The sequence below is a fragment of the Tindallia californiensis genome (assembly GCF_900107405.1).
Lineage (GTDB): Bacteria > Bacillota > Clostridia > Peptostreptococcales > Tindalliaceae > Tindallia > Tindallia californiensis.
Window position 1 is genome coordinate 55,834 of record NZ_FNPV01000001.1, and the last position, 26,490, is coordinate 82,323.

A 26,490-nucleotide genomic window follows, 5' to 3' on the forward strand; every position below is an offset into this window, starting at 1 on the left:
ACCTTCCTTCCACCTAATTAGAATGCTTAAAATGTACAATGTTAATGAAGTCTTCATCAATCAGACTCGCTCCTCCTACTAAGGCACCATCAACATCTGGAGACTTCATTATTTCAGAAATATTATCCGGCTTCACGCTACCACCATAAAGAATTCGAATTTTCTCAGAGGAAGATTCACCATACTTTTCTTTCAACCATCCACGAATAAATCCGATCGTATCAGCCGCTTGCTCAGGAGTGGCTGTTTTCCCTGTACCTATTGCCCATACTGGTTCATAGGCAATCACTATCTTCGTTGCTTCTTGGGTGTTTATATTGGCTAAACTATTTTCCAATTGATCAGTAAGCACTCGTTCTGTTTGTTTACCCTCGCGTTCATTTAGCAATTCACCAATACAAAGAATTGGTACTATTTGCTTTTCCAAGGCTTTTTTTACCTTTAAATTAATCATATGATTTGTTTCTGAAAATATCTGTCTTCTTTCCGAATGACCAATAATGACATATTTCACACCCAGTTCCAATAACATATCTGCCGAAATTTCACCAGTAAATGCCCCAGAGTTTTCCCAATGCATATTTTGTGCTCCCAGCATGATTGCAGAATCGCTTAAGCACTTCCCTATTTCAAGGAGCATTGGAAATGGACAGCACACCACCACTTCGGGATCACTTCCACCAACTTTATCAGATATTTTTTTTACCAAATCTTTGCCAGACTCATGGTTCATGTTCATTTTCCAGTTACCGGCTATTAACGGAATCCTCACATTAACACTCCTCCCATATATCATTGATCAACACTGCGACGCTGCTCTCTTACTCATTTGAAATGATGTCAATCCCAGGCAATATCTTCCCTTCCAGAAATTCAAGAGATGCTCCTCCGCCAGTGGAAACATGATGCATCTTTTCACTCATTTCCCATTTTTCTACAGCCGCCGCACTGTCGCCTCCTCCTACGATAGTAATAGCATCATTGTCAGCCATTGCTTCAGCCACAGCTTTTGTTCCTTTTGAAAAGTTATCTATTTCAAAAACGCCCATCGGACCATTCCATATAACTGTTTTTGCTGCACGTATTCGCTCTGCAAATAAGCCTATTGTTTTAGGTCCAATGTCAACGCCTATTTTATCGTCAGGAATACGATGTATCTCCGCTATTTCAAAGCTTGCATGATTGGATAAATCGTTAGCGGCAACCACATCAACAGGAAGTAGTAACGGAACACCTTTTTCTTCAGCTTTTTCAATCATTTTTTTTGCGACTTCTATTTTATCTTCTTCTAATAGAGACTGTCCAATTCCAAAGCCTTCCGCCTTTAAAAAAGTAAACGCCATTCCTCCACCAATTAAAAGTACATCTACTTTATCGATGAGGTTATCAATCACTCCAATTTTATCAGACACCTTTGCACCTCCTAAAATGGCCACAAAAGGTCTAGCTGGTTTATTGAGTGCTGCCCCCATAATACCAACTTCTTTTTCTATTAAATATCCAATAGCTGATGGAAGATAGTTTGCAATACCAGTGGTAGAACAATGTGCTCGATGAGCCGTGCCGAACGCATCATTAATAAAAACCGTTCCTAAAGATGCTAACTCTTTAGAAAAGTTTGCTTCGTTTTTTTCTTCTTCACTCCGAAAGCGTACATTCTCTAACAACATAATTTCTCCTGGTTTCAAATTTCCAGACATGCTCTTTGCATGGTGACCTACCACTTCATCGTCGTCAGCAAAGAAAACCTTTTTGCTTAAAAGGTTTTCTAGTCTCTCAGCAATCGGCTTTAGTGTCAAGTCTTTTTTAGGCTCTCCTTTTGGTCTTCCTAAGTGTGACATCAATATAACCGAAGCATTGTTCTCAAGCAGGTATTTAATTGTCGGTAGAGATGCTTGTATTCGGCTATCGTCTATAATATTTCTCTCTTTGTCAAGGGGAACGTTAAAATCACATCTAAGTAAAACTTTCTCTCTTTCTAATTTAACATTGTTCATCTTCCTTTTATTTAAGCACATCATATAATCCCTCCTCTGTTTAGTAAAACCATTTCGATATCCGTTGATATTCGCTATCACTTTGAATACCCTAAAATCAAGTACACGAACAAAATTCTCTAGAAGATTCGTAATCTAAAAAAGAACAGGTCATCATTATGAGACCTGCTCCTATTATATCAAATTTTTCCTCATTCTTGAACGTATGAATTATTTCTAAATGTTAATATCGTTTCCTCTTGGATGATGAAGGGATTTTCATATCTTCCCGATATTTTGCCACAGTTCTCCTAGAAATTTTAATACCTTTACTTTCAAGTTCCGAAGCTATCCGGTCATCACTATAAGGTTTCTTTGGATCTTCATGATCAAGAATATCACGAATATAATTTTTAATGCTTTCAGCAGCGATACTTTCGCCTCCGTTGTTAGGTACTCCGCTAGAAAAAAAATATTTAAGTTCAAAAGTACCCGCTGGCGTTTCAACATATTTTCCATTGGTGGCGCGACTCACCGTTGACTCATGAACACCAATTTCATCAGCTATCTCCCTTAAAGTCATTGGTTTTAAATGTTTTTTTCCATGTTCAAAAAAACATCTCTGCTTATGAACAATCTGTTCAACAACTTTGTGGATTGTTTGCATTCTTTGCTCAATACTTTTAATCAGCCACATCGCATTGTTAAACTTATCATTTAAAAATCTAACAGCTTCTTCATTTTCGTCTCCTCTAGAAAGCATTTGCTGATAATCTTTTCGAATCGTTAATCTTGGAATGTTTCGATCGTTAGGAATGATATAGTACTCATTTTCAATTTTTTTAATAACAACATCAGGTACTACATAGCGATTATCATTCCCAGCATACTTTCTGCCTGGTTTTGGTTCTAACGTCTTTAAAAAGTCGCAAATATTCTGCACTTCCTGTGTCGTTATACCAAGGCTTTTCGCAATAGCTGGATATTTATTACAAGCAATTTCATCCAGGTATGATTCAATCATTAGATAAACGTTTTCATTTTTGATGCCTAAGGATTTACACTGAATTACCAGGCATTCTGTTAAGGTCCTTGCCGCAACTCCTACTGGTTCAAATGTCTGGATAATATGAAGAACACTCTCAACCGTAGAATAATCTTGTTGAAGGGTTTCGGCAATTTCTTCCAGAGACACTCTTAAATATCCATTTTCATCCAAACTATCAATAATATACTCCCCTATTAAATGCAAGTCAGCCTCTAAATAGGTAAGCGTAAATTGAAAAATTAAATGCTCTTGCAGTGTTGGATTTCTGAAAATAATATTTTCATAATTAAAGTCATTATCACTATTATGATGAAAAGCTTCCTTACAGTATTCGTAGTTATCAAAATCTTCAGCATATTCTTTCCAGTCAATTTTTTTATCCTCAATAAGTTCTTCTTTCGTTTTTTTATCTTCTTCATTTATTTCTATAATAGGATTATTCTCAATTTGTTGCTCTATATACTCTTCTAGCTCCAACGATGTAAATTGTAAAATTTTAATCGCTTGTCTTAATTGGGGCGTCATAACCAATTTTTGGGATTGCTCCAAATTTAGATTGAATCCCATTTCCATTCCCATCGCCTCCTGATCAAACCATACCACTGTATTTTTGCAGTTGGTCTTTCGAGACTATTATACCATTAATGATCACAATCTTAAAGTGAATCCTACAATTCTTTGCTAATTGGCACATTTTTTGCATATAACTCTTAACAACATCCTTCCTCGTATACTAAAAATCCTGACTTTTTTAGGGCCATGATTGCTCTTTCTGCTTTTTTCTCATTTACTAATAAAATAGGTCCAGTGCACCCCATCCCGCTTTCCGCATAGATACCACTACTCCATAATATCTGCATAGCCTGCTCAAGTTCCATGATGTCAATCCCAGCAATTCCATGATTCACAGGTTCTTCCAAAGGTATCGTAATACTTTTATTACCCATTTCCAGCTTATTCATTTTACTCATACGATTTATGATCTCTAATAGCCCTGCTTTTTTAGCTTTCGAAAATTCATTCTTTGCAACAGAAATTAAGTTTCCTCGAATTAATTTTGCTGCAAAATGTATTGCATTTTCAACAACAATCTCCGCCGATGCTCTAGAAATAACCATCGCAATTTTATCATACTGTTCTCCAATCCCAGGTCCATATCCTGCTCCAATCGTTTCCAGGCTTCCTCCACTCATAAAGGATGCACACATTTTCATCGTTATGTTTCCTGTAAGCGAGTCTTGGACTAAAACATCCGGTGTCCCAGCAATAACATCATTACCCCTCATAATGCAGCCTGCCTCACTTCGCATTGAACTTGCAAAATCAATGGGATAACCTCTTTGCGAAAGCTCTACCAGTCCTTTTTCCACTTGTCTTGCACCTTCTACATTCAAAATCCCTACTTTCGGATTATTGATTCCCATTGTTTTTGCTACAATAACGCCATACAGTGCATTAAATGTCATTGCAGCTCCTCTATTGATAGCTGATGTCCCAGAGGTAGTTGCCATAAATATCTGCTTACCTTGACTTAGGGTCGTCATTTTCCCTACTGAAGCTACGCCTATTGGATAAGTATAGTTTGTCGTAATACACGCATCAATAATACCATGATCTAGCATCATGTCCATTTTTTTATGAGCCTGTACTTCGTTAATCGCATCAAACTGTAATAAAGCTGTTTTCTGCTTTGGACCTATCAGTACAACTTCAAAGTCATCACTCTGTGCCGTTGCATTTTCAGCAGCTCTAATCCAGTTCTTAATTCCCGCCTCGCAGCCATAGGTAGTTAGTCCTACTTTCATTTTATTAGATTTTTTACCAGTCTCCAATATCTCGGCCACTTCTTCAAAGAGATGCCCCATCATATTACGAGTATTATATTCATTGACCATTTTTTCACCTCAGTGCTAATCCGTTTCTTTTAACAACTCTTCCGCAAACTTCCTCATCATTTTAGCCATTATTAAACGCATATCTTCTTCTGACAGCTTTTTTTCTTCCTCATCTTCCAAAAGTCCAGAATTTTTTTCTATCACAAAAGATACACCATCAAATTGATTGGTTAGCCTTGCAAGAAAAAGACTGCCTTTTCCAATAATCATTACGCGTGTTATTTCATTATTTAATATAGCAGAGCGAGCGTGACCTATATATGGAATGCCTGATGGAATATGGCCTTGGGTCGGAGCCCAGCCTAAAAAACCAAATGTTTCTCCAAAAGTAGCCACTTCTTTGGGATCAATTTCGCCTCTTTTCACACCTAGCGAAGCAATCATTTTATAGTTTGCTTCAGGCACGTCACCAGCTCCAGCTGGTTTAGTAATATCAGGATTCTGCATTTCCACAGCATATCGATCAATATCCTTCAGTTTTAATCCACCTTTTTCTAAAGGTGTAGTAATTAACGATGTTATAACAGCTTGTGGCGATGACCCAGTCGAAACCGTATGTTTACCTGCTAAATCAGATCTGATAATTGGATTCAACCCATCATTTTCACCTACCAATACAGCAAACCCAGCTATTACATCTTCTAGCACCGGCATGTCGTGTTTTAAGTGTTCTCTAGCATTCATAGCCAATTTAGCCGATGCTCCACCTGCCACCACTAAGACATTTCTATAGATTCCCGATTGGACTAAGGCCGAAGCTTCAATAATCGCGTGAACGGGAGCTGCACAAAAAGCACGAGTATCTGATCCGGAAGCATTCACTGCTCCTATGCCTTCTGCTATTGCTTTTGCAAAGTTTCCTCCTCCTCTTTGATAAACATCCCCTGCCGCACTTTCAGAGCATTCTATCACATAGTCAATTTCCGAAGCCTCTATCTGGTTACGATCCAGTAGATTCCATGCCGTTAACATACCGGAAGCTTTTGTAATAATGTTTTCAAAAAAAATCTCCGCCGTTAGATTTGGATCAAATTCATGCGCACGCTTAACACAGCCTACTACTTGGCCGCCAATTTTAAGAGGCATGGCTTGCATTTTGTCTATGTGCATCTGTATGTTTTCAAGGGAATCCCCTTCTTTTAATCGCCTGAGTTTCATTTCATTAAACAAAGGATGTTTGGTGAGTTGCTTTTTAATATGTGAAACATATTCTTTTTCCAATTTAATTAAATCAAAAATATCAGCTATTTTCAGTACACCAATAAATTCATCCTGACTCATAATTTCTCCATGTGCCCCAAATCTATCCGCATTTTTTACTGGCTTATTATACCATGGAAGATCATAATGCCTAAGCGTTTCTGGATTAATTTCTCCAATATACACTTGATGTGGTAAATATCGAACCGCTTCCTCGAAAGATCTCAAAGACTTTGAAAGGTTCTTTAGTATTTCAGACTTGTCATCCACCTTATTTTCAAGAGAAGAAAACACAGAGTTACTCTGAATAAAATCTGGTACATGAGCTAACGTATACCCTTCGCCTCTAATAACAGCATATCTCACAACAACCACCTCACATTACATTTTTAGTAGCATTGATTACTCTAAATCATCCTGCTGATTACTGATATTTTTCTAGTCTTTTTCAAAATAGTACTATTGGATAGCATTCTTTAATGCATTCCTATAAAATCCCACTGGCGCATCACTTCATATGCCACAATAGCTACCGCATTAGAAAGGTTTAATGATCTAGCACTATCGTGCTTAATCATTGGCACTCTTATTAATGAACTCCCATACTGTTCAAGGATGTTTGGAGGCAAACCAGCCGTTTCTTTTCCAAACATTATAAAGCTTGGATCAGAATATTGTTGATCACTATAGATTTCTTTAGCTTTTGTGGATGCGCAATATATTTTCTTCACTTTTGTACGCTTAAGAAAATCCTCAAAGTCATTATAGATAGTCAAATCCAATAAATCCCAGTAATCTAAGCCAGCACGTTTCACATATCGATCATCTAAAGAAAATCCTGTTGGTTTAATAATATGAAGACTTGCACCAATTATGACACAAGTTCTAGCTATATTCCCAGTATTCTGAGGTATTTCAGGTTCATGTAAAATAATATTAAGTGACATTTTTTCCTCCTAAACGACTTCATTAAAATCATGTTTGTCATCGGTGTTTTCATGCTAACCATATCAAATCTACTGCTAAGCAGATTATATCACATTTGAATAATGCTGCAATCTAGCTTAAATTGTGAAATCAAGATATAATGGGGTATAATATTTCTAAACTTTCCTAAGGAGGTTCGTTTATGAAACCATCAACGTGTAAAATTACGCATCTTTATCATAGCTCCTTTTATCTGCAAACAGCTCACCACCTATTTATATTTGATTATGTCCTTCCATCAAGTGATAGTGACAGCTCCTTAGACCTTACCAGCAAAAATATTCATCAATTAGCTTCAAATCGGAATGTTTTTGTTTTCGTTTCTCACCATCATTCTGATCATTTTTCTCCAGTTATTTTCGAGTGGAAAAATGAAATCAATAATATTCACTATGTGCTCAGCAGTGATATAAACCAAACTTTTGATGATTCAAATACACATTCTATGGATCCCGGAGAACAGCTCAAGATAAACGATGTGCTTATAAAAACATTTGATTCTACTGATGCTGGGGTTTCTTTCTATATCGAAGCTGACCAGCTTTCATTCTTTCATTCCGGAGACTTAAACTGGTGGCATTGGGATGATTTCTCTAAAGAAAAGCAAGAACAAGAAGCGTTAGAATATAAGAACGTCATTGAAAAAGTAAAAAAAGAGCATATTAATATAGCCTTCGTACCAGTAGATCCCAGGCTTGGAAATGCATTCTTTTGGGCTGGTAAGTATTTTTTCGAAGAAGTTAAGCCCGACCTATTGATACCTATGCACTTTCATGACAATTTTTCAATAACGAAAGCTTTTTCAGATGTAATGGGCTTATCTTCCAAAACAATTGCATCTATTGGTAGCAGAGGCGAAAAAATATTTTTTGATAAAGATCAGAAATAAGCCTTCTGTCCAAGAAGATCTCGCTGGCAATTGAACTGAATTTTAGTTATAATAATGTAAACGCCTGTAATATTAAAAGGAGGCACAAGACGAATGGCAAAAGTTCATATCGTAACAGACAGCACTAGTGATTTGCCACAGCATATATTGCTCGACCGAAATATACATGTTGTTCCTTTATATGTCCACTTTGATGATGAGATTTTTAGAGATGATGTTGATATTAATCCATCTCTTCTTTACAAGAAAGTTCAAGAATCAGGAATATATCCCAAAACATCCAGCCCTTCCCCTAAAGACTTTATTGATTTTTTTAAGCCTATAGTCGATAGGGGAGATCATGTCTTGTATATAGGCTTGTCTTCTCAGCTTTCTTCAACTATCCAGAATGCTCGAATTGCTGCATCTGAATTTCCAGACCATACTGTTTTGGTTGTAGATTCTCTTAATCTGTCAGCTGGTATTGGCATGCTTGTTTTAGAAGCATCGGAACTTTCTTTACAAGGCAAAAGTTTAGAAGAGATCTCAAAGGCACTTCATGCTATGGTTCCTAAGGTTAAAACATTTTTTGCAGTAGACACGTTACAATACCTTTATAAAGGTGGGCGTTGTTCTTCTTTGCAAAATCTTATTGGAACTATGTTTCGTGTGCGCCCTATCCTTCATGTTGTCAATGGCAAAATCATTGTTCAAAAGAAGGTTCGCGGCAGACGCGAAAAACAGATAGATGAAATGCTTCAATTTCCAGATTCGGAATCAAACGCTATTTCTATTAAAAGAATTATTGTGAATCACTCTTTTTGTCCTGATGATGCAGAACTCCTAAAAAAACAATTGGATCAATCATTTAGTCCAGAAGAAATCATCATTACGGAGGCAGGATGTGTTATCTCCAGTCATTGTGGTCCAAATACTTTTAGCATTGTTTATTGTTTAGAATAATATTGTTAACAGAAAGAAGAGAATCTATTAATTGCCTATTCTCTTCTTTCTTTTTTACGGCAACTCTAAAAAACCGACTAGGCATTCCATTAAAATTATTGCATTTTCGAATGAGTATCTGTCTTTTCAATAACCAATGATATAGTCTTTCTACATTGTATTTTTCATTATCACTCAAACGAATCAACAGATAATTTGTGTGTGATGGAAAAACAGTAAAAGCTTCCATTTTTTTTATTGCCTCTTCCATTATCTCCTTTTCAAGCTTTATTGTTTCGCTTACCTTCTTTATATACACTGAAGCCTCTACTGAATTAATATAGTACCTTAGAGATTCTGCAAATACATTGACACTCCACGGAACAGCATGCTTTCTATGATTTTCTGACAATTCCAAACAACCATAAATTCCGTATCCTAGTCTAATGCCTGGAATAGCAAAAATTTTCGTAAAGGCTCTTATGATAATCAAATGATTCCATTTATGTATTTCAGAAGCCATTGTAAGCCTATCACTCGCAGTAACAAATTCAATGAAAGCCTCATCTACAATAACTTTACACCCTACCTTTTGGCACTTTTCTAAAATTTCGTTCATTTCTTTTCTCGTTATAAGATTTCCTGTCGGATTATTAGGATTGCACAATACCAATAGATCAAAGGTTTCATCAATTTGATTAATTAATTTTCCAACATTAAGTTTAAAGTGATTAGTCATTTCCATCTTAAAATAGACCACACTACTACCCACCACCTCTAAAGCAGCTTCATATTCGCTAAATGTAGGTACTGGCAACATTGTTTTCACAGGATTGATTAACCTTATTGCATCATGAATAATTTGAGCTGCTCCATTACCAGGTACAATTCGTTCTATTTCTGTTGAAGCGTAATGAGCTAATGCCTTTCTAAGCTCATAGTACTTAGGGTCAGGGTATATGGATATATCTTTCTGAGCCTGCGTTATTAGTTGTATTAAACCATCCGGGATTTTAAACGGACTTATATTTGCACTAAAGTCTAAAATTTCATGGGGATCAATCCCGATTTCCTTTCCTATCTTCAATACATTCCCACCATGCTCCATCTAAATCCTCCTATTCCTATCAGTAAAAAACCCAAAAACACAGCCAAAATTATTGATGCAATCCTCATAACATCAGTAGTTTTACAAATCATATCTCGAAAAACATACGTCTCATTATCTCCTATTGTTGGTTTGCTGATTTTTTTACCAAAATAGTAGCTATCTCCCCCCAACTGAATCTCTAAAGCTCCCGCAATCATAGATTCAGGATATCCTGCATTAGGACTGCTGTGGTTCATTCTATCCCTCAACATAATTTTAATGGATTTTCTCCACTCCAATCCTCTTATCTTAATGGCTATCAATAAAAAAAATACCGATAATCTTGCAGGAACCCAGTTTGCTGCATCATCTAATTTCGCAGCAAATCTGCCAAAAAAAATATATTTTTCATTTTTATAGCCAATCATCGAATCCATTGTATTAATCGCTTTGTATGTTAATGCTAATAAGGGACCTCCAACAAATAAGTATAGGATAGGAGCTACAACGCCATCTGAAAAATTTTCTGCAACCGTTTCAATAACAGCTTTAGTAATGTCAGATTCATCTAAACATTCCGTATCTCTACCAACAATCATAGAAAGATAATATCTTGCACCTTCAATGTCTTGACTACATAACTTTTCATATACATTCATTGCCGATGTCGTAAGGCTTTTAACAGCAATGGTTGTATATGCAAGATATACAGAGAAAACAAACCCTAAGGATACATGAATGCTTGAAAATAATCGTTGTAATGACCATGCACTTATTATCGTTACACAAACCACTATGATGGTCAATAAAAAACCCATCACCATTTCATACTTAGAATTACGTTGCTTTTCCGAACGTAATTTACCTTCTAAAAAAGTAATTAGTTTTCCAATGCACCTTACTGGATGTGGCCAATCTTCTGGATCTCCAAGAAGCAAGTCTAAAAGAAAGGCTGAAATAATAATCATTGTGAATGTTCCTCCAAAATCTCATATATTCTTTTCATGTCAATTGATTCTCGAACGGTTTTAGCTAAGATATCATATTGCTCTTCCTTATAAGCTTTAAAGGAGCCTCTTTTTTCAATTTCATCAATATTTAGATCGTTGGATAAAAACATCAGTAATGCATTGTTAAACTCTTCGTTATCAAATATCCCATGCAAGTAAGTTCCCCACACTTTCCCATCACTCGATATCGCTCCATCGTAGCGGATGGTAAATTCTTGACTGTCTTTTATTTCAGCAAATGGTTTCGCTTCATCATTCAATGTTGTTTTTCCCATATGAATTTCATAGCCTTCCACAGCAATATTTTTCATTTTGTTGTCTATGTTTTCAAAAATAACTTCTGCTTTTGTTTGTTTCGTTACCTTCTCTCTGTCAAATATTGTTTCAACATTCAACAACCCCAATCCTTCTAATTCTCTAATATTACTTTCTACCCCGTGTGGATCTACTAGTTTTTTTCCTAGTATTTGAAAGCCACCGCATATCCCTACAATTGCAGATCCTTTATCTCTTGCTGATAAAATAGATTTATCTAACCCTTTTTCCCTCAAAAACAGTAAATCTTCAAGCGTGTTTTTTGTTCCCGGGATAATGATTAAGTCAGGTCTGCCCAATAACCCTGGGTCTTCAACAAAGCGAATGTTAACCAATGGGTGCTTTTCCAACCAATGAAAATCGGTAAAGTTAGAAATCCTTGGTAATCTTATTACACATACATCTATTTTGTTACTGGATAAAGCCTTTGATTTTAATCGTTCAGCTTCCCCATCTTCTTCCTCTATATCAAATTTCCCATATGGAATAACTCCTAGTACAGGAATGCCTGTTAAGGCTTCTAACTGTTTTAATCCTGGATTTAATATCTTTCTATCACCACGAAATTTATTAATCAGTAGGCCTTTTACTCTTTTTCTTTCATCTTCATCAAGGAGCATAATCGTTCCATAAATTGAAGCAAAAACACCACCACGATCAATATCTCCAATGAGAAGCACAGGAGCATCTACCATTTTAGCCATGCCCATATTAACAATATCGTTATCTTTAAGATTTATTTCTGCTGGACTTCCTGCCCCCTCAATCACAATCACATCCGCTTTCTTTTGGAGTTCATCAAAAGCACTTAAAATAATTTTTTTGAGCTTCGGTTTAAATTGATGATACTCCGACGCACTCATATTACCATATACTTTGCCACTCACAATTACTTGAGCATTTTTTTCACCTGTGGGTTTTAATAGAATAGGATTCATATTAACTTCCGGCTTTACCATTGCCGCTTCCGCCTGACACACTTGAGCACGTCCCATTTCTAATCCTTCGTCTGTAATATAGGAGTTTAATGCCATATTCTGAGACTTAAAGGGCATTGAATCAAGACCATCTTCCTTAAAAATTCTACATAACGCAGCTGTCAATACACTTTTCCCGACAGAAGATGCGGTGCCTTGTAGCATGATAGATTTATTTTTCATTCAAAATTACCTCCAGTTGATGAATTATTTCTTCGCAATCAGTAACTCTTATCATACCATTTTCCAACAAGAAAGCTAAACGTCTCAGACCTTCCCCTTCTACAAAATCCACAAGTGTTCCAGCAGGGTATTGATCCAAAAAAATAATTGGTTTTTTATTCGCAACCTGCTGTTCAGCAATTTTCAAATTTTCTAAATTACCCTTTCCAAACGGAATAGAGGTTAATATAACGACATCTGCATTTTTTGCACTTTTTAGCGCTAATAATAAGGATTTTTCCGAGATAGCTTCAAACGGCTTTTCTTCAATCACATCAAGAGTAAGCTTTGTCGAAACTTCCCAATCGCTATCGCCGCGATTCACAACACCCACAGATAAAGCAAAACCCTCTTGGTATAGTCTCTGAATCAGTATTTTTCCAGTACCACCACCACAGATTATATGAACCTTGAGTTTTTTAACCTTGCTTTTTTTTTCAAGCGTTGATATCGGTGAAACTTGTAAACATCCGGTATAAATATTCCGATCTATAACCATTTCAAGTTCATACGCTTTTTTTAAGTTTTCTACCGTCAAAACCTCTTCTGTTCGACCAAGGGTTAAAATATCCCCTCTATATAGCAGTAACATTTCTTCACTATAGCGTGCTGCCATATTAAGATCATGTAATATTACTATTACGGATATCTTTTTTTCTTTATTGAGTTTTTTCAATAGTTCAAGGACTTCAATTTGATGATGAATATCTAAGAAGGAAATCGGTTCATCTAATAGTAAAACATCAGGTTCTTGAGCAATTGCTTTTGCTATCATGACTCGTTGTTTTTCACCGCCACTTAACTCGTTAACGTATCGATCACGCAAATGAAAAACATGGGTTTCCTGCATAGCCATATTCACTATTTCTATATCTTTTTCAGTTTCTGCCCTAAGCCTTTTAATATATGAATGTCGTCCCATCATTACAATATCCTGCACACAAAATTGATGGTTAATATCCGGATTTTGATGAACCGCCGCTATTTTTCGTGCTAATTTCTTTACTGGATATAGTTCAATATTCTCACCGTCAATCATTATACTCCCTGTAGTAGGCGATAAGTTTTTAGCAATATTTTTTAATAATGTTGTTTTTCCAGATCCATTTGGCCCAATAATACTAAGGAAAGTTCCTTCTGTTATTAAAAGATTTAATGCGCGCAGTATTATTTTTTTATCGTATGCAAAGGTTAGCTCTTTTACTTCGACCATTGTTCCCATTAAAATCATCCTATTCTATTTTTCTTGCTTTTCTTAACAAGTAAACAAAAAAAGGTGCTCCCGCTAAAGCCGTTATGATCCCTACTGGCAACTCTGTTGGTGCTATGATTGTGCGCGAAAAAGTATCGGCTGTCACCAAAAAAATCCCACCTAACAAACCACACGCAGGTATCAAAACCCTATGGTTAGGTCCAATTAGCACCCTTGTTATATGAGGTATTATCAAGCCAACAAAACCAATAATACCACTAACAGAAACTGCAAAAGCAGTTATTAGCGTACTAATAATGAGTATGCTAATCTTCACTTTTTCGACATTCACTCCTGTATTTTGAGCAGTTTCCTCACCAATTAGCAATAGGTTCAGGTCTTTCGAATGAAAAATAAGAAAAAAAGTTCCCAAGACCATAGGAACAATAACAAGGCTTACATGATGCCATCCTCTAGCTGAAAAACTTCCCATTGTCCAGTAAACAATGGTTGAAACATCGCGAGATGCAATGACCATTATAAATGACAACGCTGCACTAAAAAATTGCCCCGTTGCAATGCCTGCTAACAGCAAGGTGGTGGTAGGAACTTTGCCCGAACGACGTGCTAACTGATAAACAATGCCCGTAGATAATAGAGCTCCTAAAAATGCAAAAACCGAAACCATTCCAAATCCTATAAATGTATGATTCAATTTCAACACAATTGCCAATGAAGCACCTAAAGCTGCCCCTGAAGAAGTACCTATAATATATGGATCTGCTAACGGATTTCTTAACATTCCTTGCATAGAGACTCCAACAACTGATAAACCTAATCCAACTAGGAAAGCTAACAATACTCTTGGCAAACGAACAAAAATAATAATAGATGTAGCCGCATCAGATATATGATCGATATTGACAAAATCCTTGATGTACGGAACATGGGCCATAACTATTTGAAAACCTTCTAAAATCGAAATATTGGCAGCTCCGATGGATGATGCTGTAATAATGGCTAGTCCTGCCATCGGTATCATCAAATAAAAATAGCTTTTTGCCGATAGCAACTTCATCTTAAAACTCCTCTGGATGCATAGCGGATGCAAAGATCTTGAGTCCTTCAATCACACGAACACCTGGTCTTGACACAATGTTGGGCTCTAATAGCTCTATACGATCATTTTGAACAGCTTTAATCTGGTCATAGCCAGGTCGATTTCTCACTTCTGCTTTTAATGAATTCGCTATTTCTTCACTCATATTCTCAAAATCAGCCACATGGGGTGGCATAAAGTATATTTCAGGATTTTGTTCAATTAATGCTTCAACACTATACATAGGATAAGCACCTTCTGTATTTTGCGCAATATTATAACCGCCTGCTAATGTTATTAATTCATGAATAAAAGACTCTGGACCTGCTGTTTGGAGAGGTTCATCCCAAACCTGATAGAATACCGGGATAGGTTCTAACTCATTAACTCTTTTTATAATTTTTCTCTTTTCAGCTCTTAATGCTCTTACAATTTCATATGCTTCATTGCTTTTGCCTGTTAGTTCACCAGTTTTAATAAGTGAGTCAAAAACTTCTTCTACATTTTCAGGCTCTACGTTAACAACTTTTATGTTTAGATCTCTCATCAGTTCCAATGCCTCTTTATGAGACTCTCCATAAACAAAAACAATATCCGGCCTTAGTTCAATAATTCTTTCGACATTTATGGTCCATGAACTTCCTAGCTTTTCTTTTTCAGAAACTTCTTGTGGATAATCACAATAATCAGAAACTCCGATCACTGAATCATCTAACCCTAGAGCAAATAGATTTTCAGTTTGACTAGGTGATAACGAAATGATCCGTTGTAAATCGCTATCAGTTTCCATTTTATGGTCTAAGGATGTATCTTCTAGCATTAGTTCTTTATCACCATCACCACAAGCGCTTACTATCAATGAAATAACAAGCAAGCAAACAACCAGCAAATACCGGTAATGATTTCTAGCAAATTTCTTCATTCCTGCCCCTCCTGATAATCAAAATGACAAGTATCATTTAGTTTTTCAATATATGGATATTCTAAAACATTTTTTAATACTGTGATCCCACAATGATCAACAGCGAAGCGCCAATGCCCATCAATATTCCCGATGACCAAGTGTGTAAGCATGCATCTAATGGTTCCTGAATGTGCTACAATTAACATATTTTCATCTTTTCTATTTCTGTGTAAATAAGCAATCAAGGTATCAATCACTCTTTTATGAAACGTATTTAAGTTTTCACCTTCAGGAAACGTATACTTATCTTCTGTATAAATTTTTTTGTACTCTTGATTGTGACGCTGTTCAATTTCTTGCATACTTAACTGTTCTAGATTGCCAAAATTCATCTCTCGAAACCCCATGATTTTTTCATGAGGGATTTCTTTTGACTGGTGTTGTGCAATAATTTCCGCTGTTTTAACAGCACGATTTAAATCACTGGAAAGCACTCTATCAATCGGTAAGTTCTTCAACCTTTGGGCAACAATATGGGCTTGACGAATACCGTTCAAGCTCAGAGGTGTATCTGTCCAGCCACTCATCTTCCGTTTAACATTGTCTTCCGTTTCTCCGTGCCTCACCATAATAAGATCCATCTAAATACCTACCTTCCACCAAAGATTACAACAATCCATAATAAGAAAAGAGTTTCTGTTAATTCCAGAAGCGCTCCAAGCGTATCTCCTGTCATGCCACCAATTTTTTTTTCCAATAAACGTTTAAATAATATGGTTATCATCCATAAAGGCGCTAAAAAACTCCCTGCTATTGGTAAAAAACAAACCATCGATAGCGAAATCACCATTGCTATTGCAACTTCTTTCACCGTTATTCTGCCAATGTAAAAATGTCCCAGCCCGGATTCTCTAGCATAGGTAGATCGATAAGCACCTAGCACCAAGGATAATCTTCCAAATATGGGCATCAAGAAAATTGTCCACAATCTTATTGATGCGGGTATCGCTACAAGTAACGTGAATTTCATCAAGCAAACTAATATAATGCACACTACGCCATGAGTACCCAGACGACTGTCCTTCATAATCTCTAAAATATCCTTTTTCTTTTTTCCAGAAAAATAGCCATCTGCTGTATCAGCTAGCCCATCAATATGAATTCCTCCTGTTAAAAGAAAATTGATTGATAGTAAAATCACAGCAAGTACCGAGGTAGATAGATAAGGGTAGAGCAACCAATCAGTGAGACACAAGAGGCCTCCTATCGCCATACCTGCTAAAGGAAAAAAAGCCATGTTTTTATAATCAGAATCCTTCCACTCTGTGTGATCAGTAAACGGAAGTGTTGTTAGAAATGTTATTGCCTGCATGATATGTTTCATTATACTCCTCCATAAACATCTATTGTCTTGCCGCTATCTGTGGAAGAATCAGAGCTTTTAATCTTTACCGGTATTCCAGCTACAACCCAATAAACATCCATTACATCTTTTGCAATCTTTTGATTAATCCTTCCAGCAATATCTCGAAAATCTCTTGCCATTCTATGTTCAGGAACTATGCCACACCCTACTTCATTCGTTATTAAAACGGATGGTTTACCTATCTTTTTAAGAGATATTAGCAGTTTATCTATTTCATTATGTATGTCTTCCTCTGCCTTGATTAATTCCTCCTGAGTAATATCATCCCAGTTTATATCTTTTTTTTCCATCATTAACCTTGTGATCATTAACGTTATACAATCCACAAAAATGCCTTCCACTTTGTCTCCATATGGTGGAAGGTTCTGATCAAAGTCACGATATGTCTCTAAAGTTATCCAATCACTTGGCCGATCCTGCTTATGCCGTCGGACTCGCTCGCTCATTTCAGGATCTAGTACCGCTGATGTTGCTACATACAAAATTTTTTTGCCATAACTCGATACTAACGTCTCACCAAATTTGCTTTTTCCACTTCTTGTCCCACCTATCACAAGGCTTATGCACGGTTTATTTAAGTCCATATATTATCCTCCAGTACCATCTTCGAATTTATCCTATGTCCTTCTGATATTAATAATTTTTTCTTTACATCAATGCCACTCCCAAAACCTGTTAAATGATTATTCATACCAACTACTCTATGACAAGGAATAATAATTTGTATTGGATTTTTATTGTTAGCCATACCAACAGCTCTGTAAGCGCTAGGATGATTCATCAGTTCAGCCACCGCTTTATAAGAAAACACGTTACCAAAAGGAATCTCTCTTAAAACATTCCAAACTTTTTTTTGAAAGTTCGTTCCTTTAGGATCTACTGGAATGTCAAATTCTTTAAGTGAACCATTCAGATATTTTTCTAGTTGTTCAACCGTCTTTTGAATAATAGCATGAATATTCTTTAGATTGCTCTTTTTGCTGTCAAAGGTGTTGGATATTGGTTTTTCATCGTTTACAGGAAGTATCTGTAATCTTGTAAGTCCAGTATGAGATGCTTCTATATAAAAGTTGAAATCTTTTATGTTATACCTAAACACCACTTTTTTATCCATCCAGTGTGTCTCCTTTTTTCTTTTTATAAGCGTCCCTTGCCAGTTGCCATTGTTCCCTCGCCTTTAACTGAATCATTCTTTTATACTTAATATCTGGATGGTCTAAGGCTCTACTAAACCAGAAAATCGCATTTTGAGGATCTCCATTCAAACGTTTTAATTCTCCAATCAAATAAGAGAGTGAAACTTCATCAAGCCCTGCTACCGGAAAAGCTTCGTTTGTATATGCATTTTCTAAATGTTCAAGAGCACTTTTCAAATATATATTTTCCTGATCTGCATTGTCAGCCTCCCTATATAACCATGCTATCCGAAGGCACAAACTGCCTAAATACCCTTTTGATTTATTAAGCATCTGCCCAATGATCAGTGCTAATTTATGTGACTCTAGCGCCATTTCGATTGTTCTTACACCACTAAAATCCCTTTTATTCCACTTAAGGCTTATGTTTTTCAATATAATTGTTTTTTCTTCCTTTGAAAGTTTTTTAAACTCACTCTCCGTAGCACTAAAGCCACAGTTTGAACAAACCCACACATTATAATAAACCGGATTTATTTCTTTATACCATATATGAAAATCCGTATCTTTTTTATCAACAGGAATCTTTCTTAATCGAGGTTTTTTAGTAGTGAAATTATTTGCACATACCGGACAATCAAGGTTTTTATCAAATAAATATTGATCCATTACACCCTCCTACACCATTTGTCATGTGTTTTATCAGTCTTACATTTCTATTTCTGATTCACTCTGATACTGACTGTGAATGTATTCAATTAATTCATGCTGCTCAAATTGTTCATGTAAAGGTCTTGGCTTAACACCTACAAGTTTTATCCCTTTAACAGGCCGATAATAATCTCTGGATATCTCTTCTCTTTTGATTTCTCTACCATTTTCATAATATATTTTATACGTCACTACCCGATAGCCTCTTTTAGGTTCTTGTTCGACGATTATTTCACCTTCATATAATTCTTCATCTTGCTTTTCCTCGATAGGTGCTTCGATTACTTCTGTAACATGCGAAGCAAGATCAATCCTTTGTATTTTCGAACTTTCATTCCCATATACGTTAACAAATATTCTATTTCCTTGGATATAGCTTTCGATGTATATTGGATAATCATAATGATTCTTAAACTTTAGATCAATAGCTCCATAAGAAACCGTTGCATCATGGCCTAAGTTGACATAGCTGACAGGCAAGGAATGGTTGCGTCTTTCAACAATAGGCAGATTGGATCTGATTGCAGCGTTATATAACGTAGTTGAAACCTGACAGATACCACCACCAATTCCTGGTACAAGCTCTCCTTGAACAATTACCGGAGCTTCTCGATATCCGGCTGCCGCACTTCGTGGACCAGTTGCTTTGTTAAACGAAAATTCTTCGTCTGGCAACAATAACGTTCCATCGATGCTTTGAGCCCCAAGCTTAAGATTTGCTGTTCTACCAACAACGCCTGCATTAAAACGCGTGCTAAACTCTCCAATTACTCCATCGATCAACTTTAAATCTGCTTTTGTTGGGTATACACTTATCGTATCAACGCTTATTTCCAAAGGGCTTAGCGCTCCATCTTCAAGCGCATCAATGATTGTTTCTCGACTTTCTTCTTTTCTAAGTTTTTTTCCTTCTATCTCAGCTATTATCACAAATTCTCCGGAAGCTCTTTCTAATGTTGCTGCTTTTCCTTCAAAGTTAAGTTCATTTTCTAATTCATCTAGAACCTTATCAATTAAATCTTTTTCGAAACAATTTTCAAGCTCTATATAGTAAGGCCTTTCTTGAAGACGTCGTACTTTCATCGCATTCTGAATTATATTTCCATATCTTCCCAGATTCCATGCTTTATTAATTGCCTTATCATAATCATAGTTATACCCAATTGATTCCAGCGGATAGGACCAGCTCTTGTCACCAAGCATTAGCGTTAATTCTTTTTCATCCAACTTATTCTTCATTTCATTTTCAAGACGCAAAGTGGCTTCATCAGGAAGCATTCCACCGACATTAACACCTTGAATATAGACGTTTGGGTGAATGTTTGCTTGATTTGTTATCCAGTAAGCATATCCGCCTCCAAGCATTATAGCCGCTATTATTACACAGCCTAATCCTATGAAAATTCCGACAAGTATTTTTTTTTGTTTTTCTGATATATTCATGCTTTCGACCCCTCACCTTAAATATAACGCCTCTTACTACGCCCAGTATATCCACACTTCATCCTTTGTCCTGATTGGTGATATATACTCCGCTGGTTGTCCATTATGCCTTAAAATCAATTCACCTTGTACTTTAGATCTATCAAAATCAATATAATCGAATAAATCGACAAAAATCAAATTGTCTTTTGGGGTTGTAATCGTTAAGGGATTACCATTATATTTAATTTCTATGATATTTTTCTGATCAGTATCATGATCATCAGAATCATCAAAGGTTATTGATTTCTTATTCTTAGGTAAATCTTCCTCTTCTTTCTCTGCTACTTCATTCGTATCTTTAATGGTATGATTCAAGGTTTTATAGCTAACCTCATCTCCATTACTTAGCCTGCAGTTCACCTCTGTAAATTCCCCATTATGTTTTAGTGTGTTATGCTGATAATCATCATTCAGTATATCATATAGCATCATAGTTGCACTTGAACCAGTCGTTGCAGGCTGAACCATTACTTCATCTCCGTTCAAAAGTTCAGTCTCCAAACTAGCCACTTCCTGATTTTTAGTTATGATGGCAGGCTCACCATATTCGCCATAAAACTCTCGTTCTTCACCATTAACGATAATATGTATCGATTCTCCTTTTTTAGGTATAAGAAGGTGAGGATCATACTGAAGAGCCGCAAGTCCATCTCGAATAAATAATTTTCTAGTTTGAAAAAGTTTAATTGAACGGCCATTAATTGTAATTTCAATAAAATCATTATGCCTTTTCATTAACGCCTTTTTAAGGATTCCTATTGGCGTAATCCCTTCAGGTCCTATTGAATCCTGAGGATGATACAATAGCTGCTGAATCGTAGATATATTTCTGACAGAAACTCTCTCTTCAGGCAGCTCTAGGGCTTGGCTAATCATTTTAGGCAGGCCCTTCATTCTGCTTCCTCCCCCAATTAAAAAAACAGCACTGGGCATTTTACCATTATGTTGAATGATTGACTCTGAAATCTGAGTAGCTATCGACTTCATCGCTGGGCTAATTGTTTCTATTAACTCGTCTGATGTTTCTTCATGTTTAATCCCTAAAATATCCTCATAATCCAGTTTTTCTGCAGTCGATATCTGACATTTTATACTTTCTGCACTATCAAAGTCCAGCATTTTTTCTCGTGCAAGATATTCCGTCAACTCATCACCAGCGACATCCGTCATAGCATAAGCATGTATACTGCCATCTTTAGTAATCGCAATATCAGATGTTCCAGCTCCAATATCAACAAGCGCTATATTTAATAAACGAGCATTTTCCGGTACAGCAACTTCAATAGCTGCAATTGGTTCCAAGGTCATATAATCCACTTCAAGCCCCGCGCCAGTGACAGAGGCATAAAGACTGTCTACAACTAATTTCGGTAAGAACGTAGCAATCAAGTGCACCGAAAGCATTTTTCCTTTATGATTAAGAGGGTTCTTAATTAATGCACCATCTAAATAGTATTGAATGATGGAGTGTCCAACACAAAAGTATCTTAAGTCACCAGTATTAGATTTTTCCAGTTGTCTTTCAGCCTCCTGTAATGCCTTTAATTCAATTTGTTGTATATGACTCCGTTTTATATCTTGCAGATAACCCAGCCCTAAATCCACGGTAACAGATTCTGTAAGCAAAGCTCTTCCTGCTGCTGCAATAGTCGCATCTTTAAGTTCATAACCACATTCTGCTTCCAGTTTTTCTTTTACTTTTTTAATGACTTTTGCCACTTCTTCAATATCATGAATTTGGCCATCAAACATTGCACGGTTTTCGTGAAAAATAACAACCGAATGATGAACAACAAGCTTCTGATCCTCCAGTGAACCCAGCAAACCAACGACACTTCTGGTGCCAATATCTAATGCCAGCGCCATTTCATTTTTATTTAATTTCATCTTCATTGTGCACCACCATCATTAATTTTTTGATAATATACACACCATTCAGAAACAATGCATTTTTCACAAGAAGGCTTCCGAGCTTTACAAACTCTTCTGCCATGTAGTATTAACCAGTGATGTGCATCTGACCATCTGTTTTTTTTAATGACTTGCATTAACTGTTCTTCTGCTTTAAGGGGATCCTTAGCCTCAATAATACCAATTCGATTAGAAACACGAAAAACATGTGTATCCACAGCTATTGCTGGCAGACCAAAAGCATTACTAAGAACGACATTCGCTGTTTTCCTACCTACTCCTGGTAATTCCATTAATGTATCACGACTGTTAGGAACAGTTCCATCATGCTTTTCAACTAATATTTTACATGCTTCAATAATATGCTTACTTTTAGTCTTGTAGTAATTGCAACTTTTAATTAGTTTTTCTAATTGACCAGCATTTGTATTCAAATAGTCCTTCGGATTTTTGTATTTTGCAAATAGTTCTTTTGTCACCATATTAACCCGCTGATCTGTACACTGAGCAGAAAGCATCGTAGCAATCAAGCATTCAAAAGGAGTGGTGAAGTCGAGTTCGCTTTTCGCCGAAGGATATTCTTTAGCAAGTTGGTCCAATATTATTTCACAATTTTTTGCGTTATTCTTTCTCACTTTATTCTTTACCAAAAGATCCCTCCATTAACCTGTGCTAAATTACTTCCATATCAATATTGATTAGTTCCCCTCTCCCATCCTTCTCCAAAAAACGAAGGACTTCTTGAATGGTTTTCTCTACATGTCTTTTGTTATTACTAATACAACAAAAACCTATGGTTGCAAGTCTCCATTTATCTTGATCTGCTATTTCTGCAATAGAGACATTGTATCGACTTTTTATTCTTTCTATCACACTTTTAACAATCATCCGTTTCTCTTTTAAGGAACTTCCTTCATACATCATGATATTAAAAGTGCATATCCCTACTTTCATTATTTTCTCGACTCCTATTCAATAAAATAATTGCACTTTATGCAAGCGTTAGTTGTTTCAATGCCCATTTAGCTGCGTTATTTATATCTTCTCTCTCGTCATCAACAAAGGGTTCTATGATAGGTATCGCCATAGGATTCCCCATGTTGCCTAAAGATTTTAACGCATTGCGTTTCATCACCCTTAACCCTCTCCAAGCAAAAGCCATAGATTCATACCGTTTCTTAAACTCTTTATTATTCATATTTAATAATTCTTCTAAATTAATCCATGCCAATTCAAAGTTATTATAAAACATCTTTTCAGATGTTTCTCTTATTCCTTTATTATTTGGACAAACGTCTTGACAAATATCACAACCATAAAGCATGGTGCCTGATTTTTTCATACTGACACTATCCATGACTCCTTTTTGCTGTAGCTGATTAGCGAGACATCGCTGATTGTTTATTACGAAAGGAGTAGTTATCGCGTTGACCGGACATGCACGCTGACATTTGCCACATTCATTGCACTTTAAGTAAGGCATTGATCGATAATCTTCTTCAAAAAATTCTAACGATGTTACTACATATCCAATCACAATGTATGATCCATATTCAGAATGAAAAAAACAATTATTTCTCCCAAAATATCCAAGACCAGCTTCCGCCGCCAAGTGACGGTCTACTAAAGGTCCCGTATCTGCATACACAAGCCAATGATATGGTTCTTCCTTGAATGGTATAGACTCCATCAGCTGACTTAATCTCATTTTTAGTACACGATGATAATCCGTGCCTCTGGAAAAACGAGCTAAGCTTCCGCAGAATAAAGGTCTATAAGAAACATCAGTTTCTTCCTTGTTGAAGTAAGACATTGCTGCTACAATAACCGATTTAGCCTCTGGCATTATTAAGCTCGCATCAATACGTTTATCAATAGAAATTTCTTCAAAATTTGTCAGGTACTGATTAGCATGCCTATCTTCAATTAATTTTTTTAATAAAGGTGATTTGTTTGGCCGAATAACGCCTATGTCAATAATATTCTTTTTCTTCGCTTCTTGCTTTAGTTCCTTTACTGATAAAAGCATTAAAAAGCACCATTTCCTATAAATTCACGAAGTATAGATGTTTTAGGTATATCATCTTCATTTTCAAGAACAACAAAATAACTTAAGAATTTAAGTAGCCTCTTTGCTTCCGGAAATTGTGGACTATCCCTGTCTATCTGTCTCAATAAAGGCTCTGCATATTTTTTCAAAACACTTAATTCATAAAATAGCGCTGAATTAAACATTACATCAGCATCCTCTTGGAAAGGAAATATATATGCTTCCTCACCTCTCCGCACAGATGGCCACATAGACATGGTTCTTAGTGCATCATTCCCTCTAAACTGATGGTCTCTTACCATCCTTCTTATCAGCCTTGCATCTGTAGTCGGTATCCGATTATGTTCATCAATATTTAATTGAGTCAAGCAACTAATATATATCTTAAACTTTAGGTTTCGTTCTACACTTTCTGTCAAACGATCATTTAACGCATGAATTCCTTCTAAAATTAAAGGTTGGTCTTTATCTATCTGGATGGATTTACCACGATATTCACGTTTTCCTGTTTTGAAATTAAAGGTTGGTATTTCAACCATTTCTCCACTCAGTATTTTCTTTAAATCTTTGTTGAAGAGGTTCAGATCTATCGCTTCTATGGCTTCAAAATTGTATTCGCCATTTTCATCCAATGGTGTTTTTTCTCTGTCTACAAAATAATCATCCAATGAGATAGATTTTGGTTTTAGTCCATTAACTCGCAATTGAATACTTAATCTTCTAGCAAGACTAGTTTTGCCAGAGGATGAAGGTCCAGCTATCAAAATAAGCCTTCTATGGCTCAAATCCTCAGCAATGTAATCAGCCATCTGGGCAATCTTTTTTTCGTGGAGTGCTTCCGCTATCCTGATATACTCATCTTCCTTTTGCGAAACAATCAAATCGTTCAAGCTGGCCACATAATCTACCTGAAGAATTTCTGCCCATTTTTCTGACTCGCGAAAAACTTTGAAAATCTTAGGATTATCAACGAAATCTGGAATTTTCCCGCCCTCTTCATTTCTTGGGTATTGCAGCACAAAACCAGGAGGGTAATATTGCAGATTAAATTCTTTCAGATAGCCTGTAGACGGAACCATATAACCATAAAAATAATTTTTAAGCCATCCACATTGATATAGTTTTATGTATGGCTTTTCTCTATATTTTAAAAGTTTCACTTTACTCATTTGGGTATAGTCCTTAAAAATATCTATTGCTTCTTCTACCGAAACCCTTCTTTTTTCAAAAGGCACATCTTCTTCAATGATTTCTTTCATGCGGTTGTATATTCTTTGTGAATCTTCTATTTGCAACTCTTTTTTATACTTTACTTCACAATACAAACCTTTATTGATAGAATGTTCAACATTAACTTGACAGCCAGAATATAACTCCATACAAGCTCTGATAAAAACAAACGTGAGGCTTCTTTTATATATTCTTGACCCTATTGAAGAACAAGCATCCACCCACCTGATGTCACAGTTTCCATCGATGGAAGCTGATAACTCTTTCAACTCATTCCCTACAATCGCTGCTATAATGCGGGAACAGCTGTTATCCTGATATTCTTTGCTTATCATCTCAAGGGTAGACCCTTTGGGAAACCTCTTAGCATTTTTATTGTTTACTGTTATTTCAATCATATTATTTTGCTGGTTTGAAACCATTTTACACTCCTCCTATTGAGTCCTCATTGACTTAAATAATCCGTGCTAACTTTCTTCACCATTTCTTTCAAATCCTTTTTAGAAGCCGGCGTCTTTAGAATCGTTGTCACATTCTTTGATTTCATTTTTGTTCTTAACTCTTTTTCATTGCTTGATGTTAGTACATAGATTCCTTTAGGTAATACTTTTTTAAGTTTTTCTATTAGCACATCACCGTTTATTTCTTTCATGTATAAATTAACAAGGATTAAATCTGGTGCTTCACTTCGAGCTTTTTCTATAGCATTATATTCATCACAACTATTCGTTTGTAGTCCTAACTCCTTAAGCATCGTTTCTAAAACAAGTGTTTCAAACCTCGAATCATTAACAATGAGTATTTTCATCAAATAGC

At 36.1% G+C, this 26,490-nt stretch carries 26 protein-coding genes; 2 read left to right on the forward strand and 24 right to left on the reverse strand.

What is annotated here, in order from left to right; all coding sequences use genetic code 11:
• Nucleotides 1-13: 13 nt before the first annotated feature.
• From tpiA to BLV55_RS00310, 6 genes are all read right to left on the reverse strand, one after another.
• A complete protein-coding gene (tpiA, locus tag BLV55_RS00285; RefSeq protein WP_093309722.1) occupies nucleotides 14-772 on the reverse strand; it encodes a triose-phosphate isomerase in 759 nt (252 codons plus the stop codon).
• Nucleotides 773-821: 49 nt separating this feature from the next.
• Nucleotides 822-2,021, reverse strand: a complete 1,200-nt coding sequence (locus BLV55_RS00290) for a phosphoglycerate kinase (protein ID WP_176968179.1) — start codon at nucleotides 2,019-2,021, stop codon at nucleotides 822-824.
• A 199-nt stretch (nucleotides 2,022-2,220) separates the two neighbouring features.
• On the reverse strand, nucleotides 2,221-3,597 hold the full coding sequence (gene rpoN / locus BLV55_RS00295) for an RNA polymerase factor sigma-54 (protein WP_093309725.1): 1,377 nt from the start codon (nucleotides 3,595-3,597) through the stop codon (nucleotides 2,221-2,223).
• A 137-nt stretch (nucleotides 3,598-3,734) separates the two neighbouring features.
• The gene (gene grdD, locus BLV55_RS00300) at nucleotides 3,735-4,919 is read right to left on the reverse strand and encodes a glycine/sarcosine/betaine reductase complex component C subunit alpha (RefSeq protein ID WP_093309728.1); all 1,185 of its coding nucleotides are present in this window, start codon (nucleotides 4,917-4,919) and stop codon (nucleotides 3,735-3,737) included.
• A 15-nt stretch (nucleotides 4,920-4,934) separates the two neighbouring features.
• Nucleotides 4,935-6,485 (reverse strand): glycine/sarcosine/betaine reductase complex component C subunit beta, encoded by a 1,551-nt coding sequence (grdC, locus tag BLV55_RS00305; RefSeq protein ID WP_093309730.1) that lies wholly within the window; start codon nucleotides 6,483-6,485, stop codon nucleotides 4,935-4,937.
• 110 nt (nucleotides 6,486-6,595) lie between these two features.
• Nucleotides 6,596-7,066, reverse strand: a complete 471-nt coding sequence (locus BLV55_RS00310) for a tRNA (cytidine(34)-2'-O)-methyltransferase (protein WP_093309734.1) — start codon at nucleotides 7,064-7,066, stop codon at nucleotides 6,596-6,598.
• 182 nt (nucleotides 7,067-7,248) lie between these two features.
• On the opposite strand from BLV55_RS00310, the gene BLV55_RS00315 reads away from it, so the two are divergent.
• The gene (locus BLV55_RS00315; RefSeq protein ID WP_093309737.1) at nucleotides 7,249-7,995 is read left to right on the forward strand and encodes an MBL fold metallo-hydrolase; all 747 of its coding nucleotides are present in this window, start codon (nucleotides 7,249-7,251) and stop codon (nucleotides 7,993-7,995) included.
• 93 nt (nucleotides 7,996-8,088) lie between these two features.
• A complete protein-coding gene (locus BLV55_RS00320; protein WP_093309739.1) occupies nucleotides 8,089-8,937 on the forward strand; it encodes a DegV family protein in 849 nt (282 codons plus the stop codon).
• On the opposite strand, the gene BLV55_RS00325 is transcribed toward BLV55_RS00320, so the two are convergent.
• The 18 genes from BLV55_RS00325 to BLV55_RS00410 are packed head-to-tail and all read right to left on the reverse strand — an operon-like array spanning nucleotide 8,912 to nucleotide 26,482.
• Entirely contained in the window at nucleotides 8,912-10,024 is a 1,113-nt protein-coding gene (locus BLV55_RS00325) for a pyridoxal phosphate-dependent aminotransferase (RefSeq protein WP_093309741.1), read from the reverse strand. The two genes, BLV55_RS00320 and BLV55_RS00325, sit on opposite strands and share 26 nt — an antisense overlap.
• Nucleotides 10,000-10,974: an adenosylcobinamide-phosphate synthase CbiB gene (gene cbiB, locus BLV55_RS00330; RefSeq protein ID WP_093309743.1), complete on the reverse strand. Its 975-nt coding sequence runs from the start codon at nucleotides 10,972-10,974 to the stop codon at nucleotides 10,000-10,002. Before cbiB ends, BLV55_RS00325 begins: the two co-directional genes overlap by 25 nt.
• Complete coding sequence (locus BLV55_RS00335) at nucleotides 10,971-12,491, reverse strand: cobyric acid synthase (RefSeq protein WP_207645992.1); 1,521 nt, start codon at nucleotides 12,489-12,491, stop codon at nucleotides 10,971-10,973. The genes cbiB and BLV55_RS00335 overlap by 4 nt, the downstream gene beginning before the upstream one ends.
• Nucleotides 12,481-13,752, reverse strand: a complete 1,272-nt coding sequence (locus BLV55_RS00340) for an ABC transporter ATP-binding protein (RefSeq protein WP_176968180.1) — start codon at nucleotides 13,750-13,752, stop codon at nucleotides 12,481-12,483. The genes BLV55_RS00335 and BLV55_RS00340 overlap by 11 nt, the downstream gene beginning before the upstream one ends.
• Nucleotides 13,753-13,762: 10 nt before the next feature.
• Entirely contained in the window at nucleotides 13,763-14,800 is a 1,038-nt protein-coding gene (locus BLV55_RS00345) for a FecCD family ABC transporter permease (RefSeq protein WP_093309747.1), read from the reverse strand.
• Nucleotide 14,801: 1 nt separating this feature from the next.
• Nucleotides 14,802-15,743 (reverse strand): ABC transporter substrate-binding protein, encoded by a 942-nt coding sequence (locus tag BLV55_RS00350; RefSeq protein ID WP_093309749.1) that lies wholly within the window; start codon nucleotides 15,741-15,743, stop codon nucleotides 14,802-14,804.
• Nucleotides 15,740-16,366, reverse strand: a complete 627-nt coding sequence (locus BLV55_RS00355; RefSeq protein WP_093309750.1) for a histidine phosphatase family protein — start codon at nucleotides 16,364-16,366, stop codon at nucleotides 15,740-15,742. The genes BLV55_RS00350 and BLV55_RS00355 overlap by 4 nt, the downstream gene beginning before the upstream one ends.
• A gap of 8 nt (nucleotides 16,367-16,374) precedes the next feature.
• Nucleotides 16,375-17,109 carry an adenosylcobinamide-GDP ribazoletransferase gene (cobS, locus tag BLV55_RS00360; RefSeq protein ID WP_093309754.1) on the reverse strand — a complete coding sequence of 245 codons (735 nt, stop codon included), beginning with the start codon at nucleotides 17,107-17,109 and terminating at the stop codon, nucleotides 16,375-16,377.
• A complete protein-coding gene (cobU, locus tag BLV55_RS00365; protein WP_093309756.1) occupies nucleotides 17,109-17,735 on the reverse strand; it encodes a bifunctional adenosylcobinamide kinase/adenosylcobinamide-phosphate guanylyltransferase in 627 nt (208 codons plus the stop codon). The genes cobS and cobU overlap by 1 nt, the downstream gene beginning before the upstream one ends.
• A complete protein-coding gene (locus BLV55_RS00370) occupies nucleotides 17,726-18,265 on the reverse strand; it encodes a methylated-DNA--[protein]-cysteine S-methyltransferase (RefSeq protein ID WP_093309759.1) in 540 nt (179 codons plus the stop codon). Before BLV55_RS00370 ends, cobU begins: the two co-directional genes overlap by 10 nt.
• On the reverse strand, nucleotides 18,258-18,956 hold the full coding sequence (locus tag BLV55_RS00375) for a DUF2225 domain-containing protein (protein ID WP_093309761.1): 699 nt from the start codon (nucleotides 18,954-18,956) through the stop codon (nucleotides 18,258-18,260). The genes BLV55_RS00370 and BLV55_RS00375 overlap by 8 nt, the downstream gene beginning before the upstream one ends.
• Nucleotides 18,957-18,995: 39 nt before the next feature.
• A complete protein-coding gene (locus BLV55_RS00380; protein WP_093309764.1) occupies nucleotides 18,996-20,441 on the reverse strand; it encodes a VanW family protein in 1,446 nt (481 codons plus the stop codon).
• 36 nt (nucleotides 20,442-20,477) lie between these two features.
• Nucleotides 20,478-22,376: a cell division protein FtsA gene (locus BLV55_RS00385; protein ID WP_093309766.1), complete on the reverse strand. Its 1,899-nt coding sequence runs from the start codon at nucleotides 22,374-22,376 to the stop codon at nucleotides 20,478-20,480.
• Nucleotides 22,373-23,044 (reverse strand): endonuclease III, encoded by a 672-nt coding sequence (gene nth, locus BLV55_RS00390; protein ID WP_093309769.1) that lies wholly within the window; start codon nucleotides 23,042-23,044, stop codon nucleotides 22,373-22,375. Before nth ends, BLV55_RS00385 begins: the two co-directional genes overlap by 4 nt.
• Before the next feature lie 22 nt (nucleotides 23,045-23,066).
• On the reverse strand, nucleotides 23,067-23,348 hold the full coding sequence (locus BLV55_RS00395) for a DUF503 domain-containing protein (RefSeq protein WP_093309771.1): 282 nt from the start codon (nucleotides 23,346-23,348) through the stop codon (nucleotides 23,067-23,069).
• 37 nt (nucleotides 23,349-23,385) lie between these two features.
• Nucleotides 23,386-24,423 carry a tRNA epoxyqueuosine(34) reductase QueG gene (queG, locus tag BLV55_RS00400; protein ID WP_093309773.1) on the reverse strand — a complete coding sequence of 346 codons (1,038 nt, stop codon included), beginning with the start codon at nucleotides 24,421-24,423 and terminating at the stop codon, nucleotides 23,386-23,388.
• A complete protein-coding gene (locus BLV55_RS00405; protein ID WP_176968181.1) occupies nucleotides 24,423-26,096 on the reverse strand; it encodes a nucleoside kinase in 1,674 nt (557 codons plus the stop codon). The genes queG and BLV55_RS00405 overlap by 1 nt, the downstream gene beginning before the upstream one ends.
• Before the next feature lie 23 nt (nucleotides 26,097-26,119).
• Entirely contained in the window at nucleotides 26,120-26,482 is a 363-nt protein-coding gene (locus tag BLV55_RS00410) for a response regulator (protein ID WP_093309774.1), read from the reverse strand.
• Nucleotides 26,483-26,490: the final 8 nt, after the last annotated feature.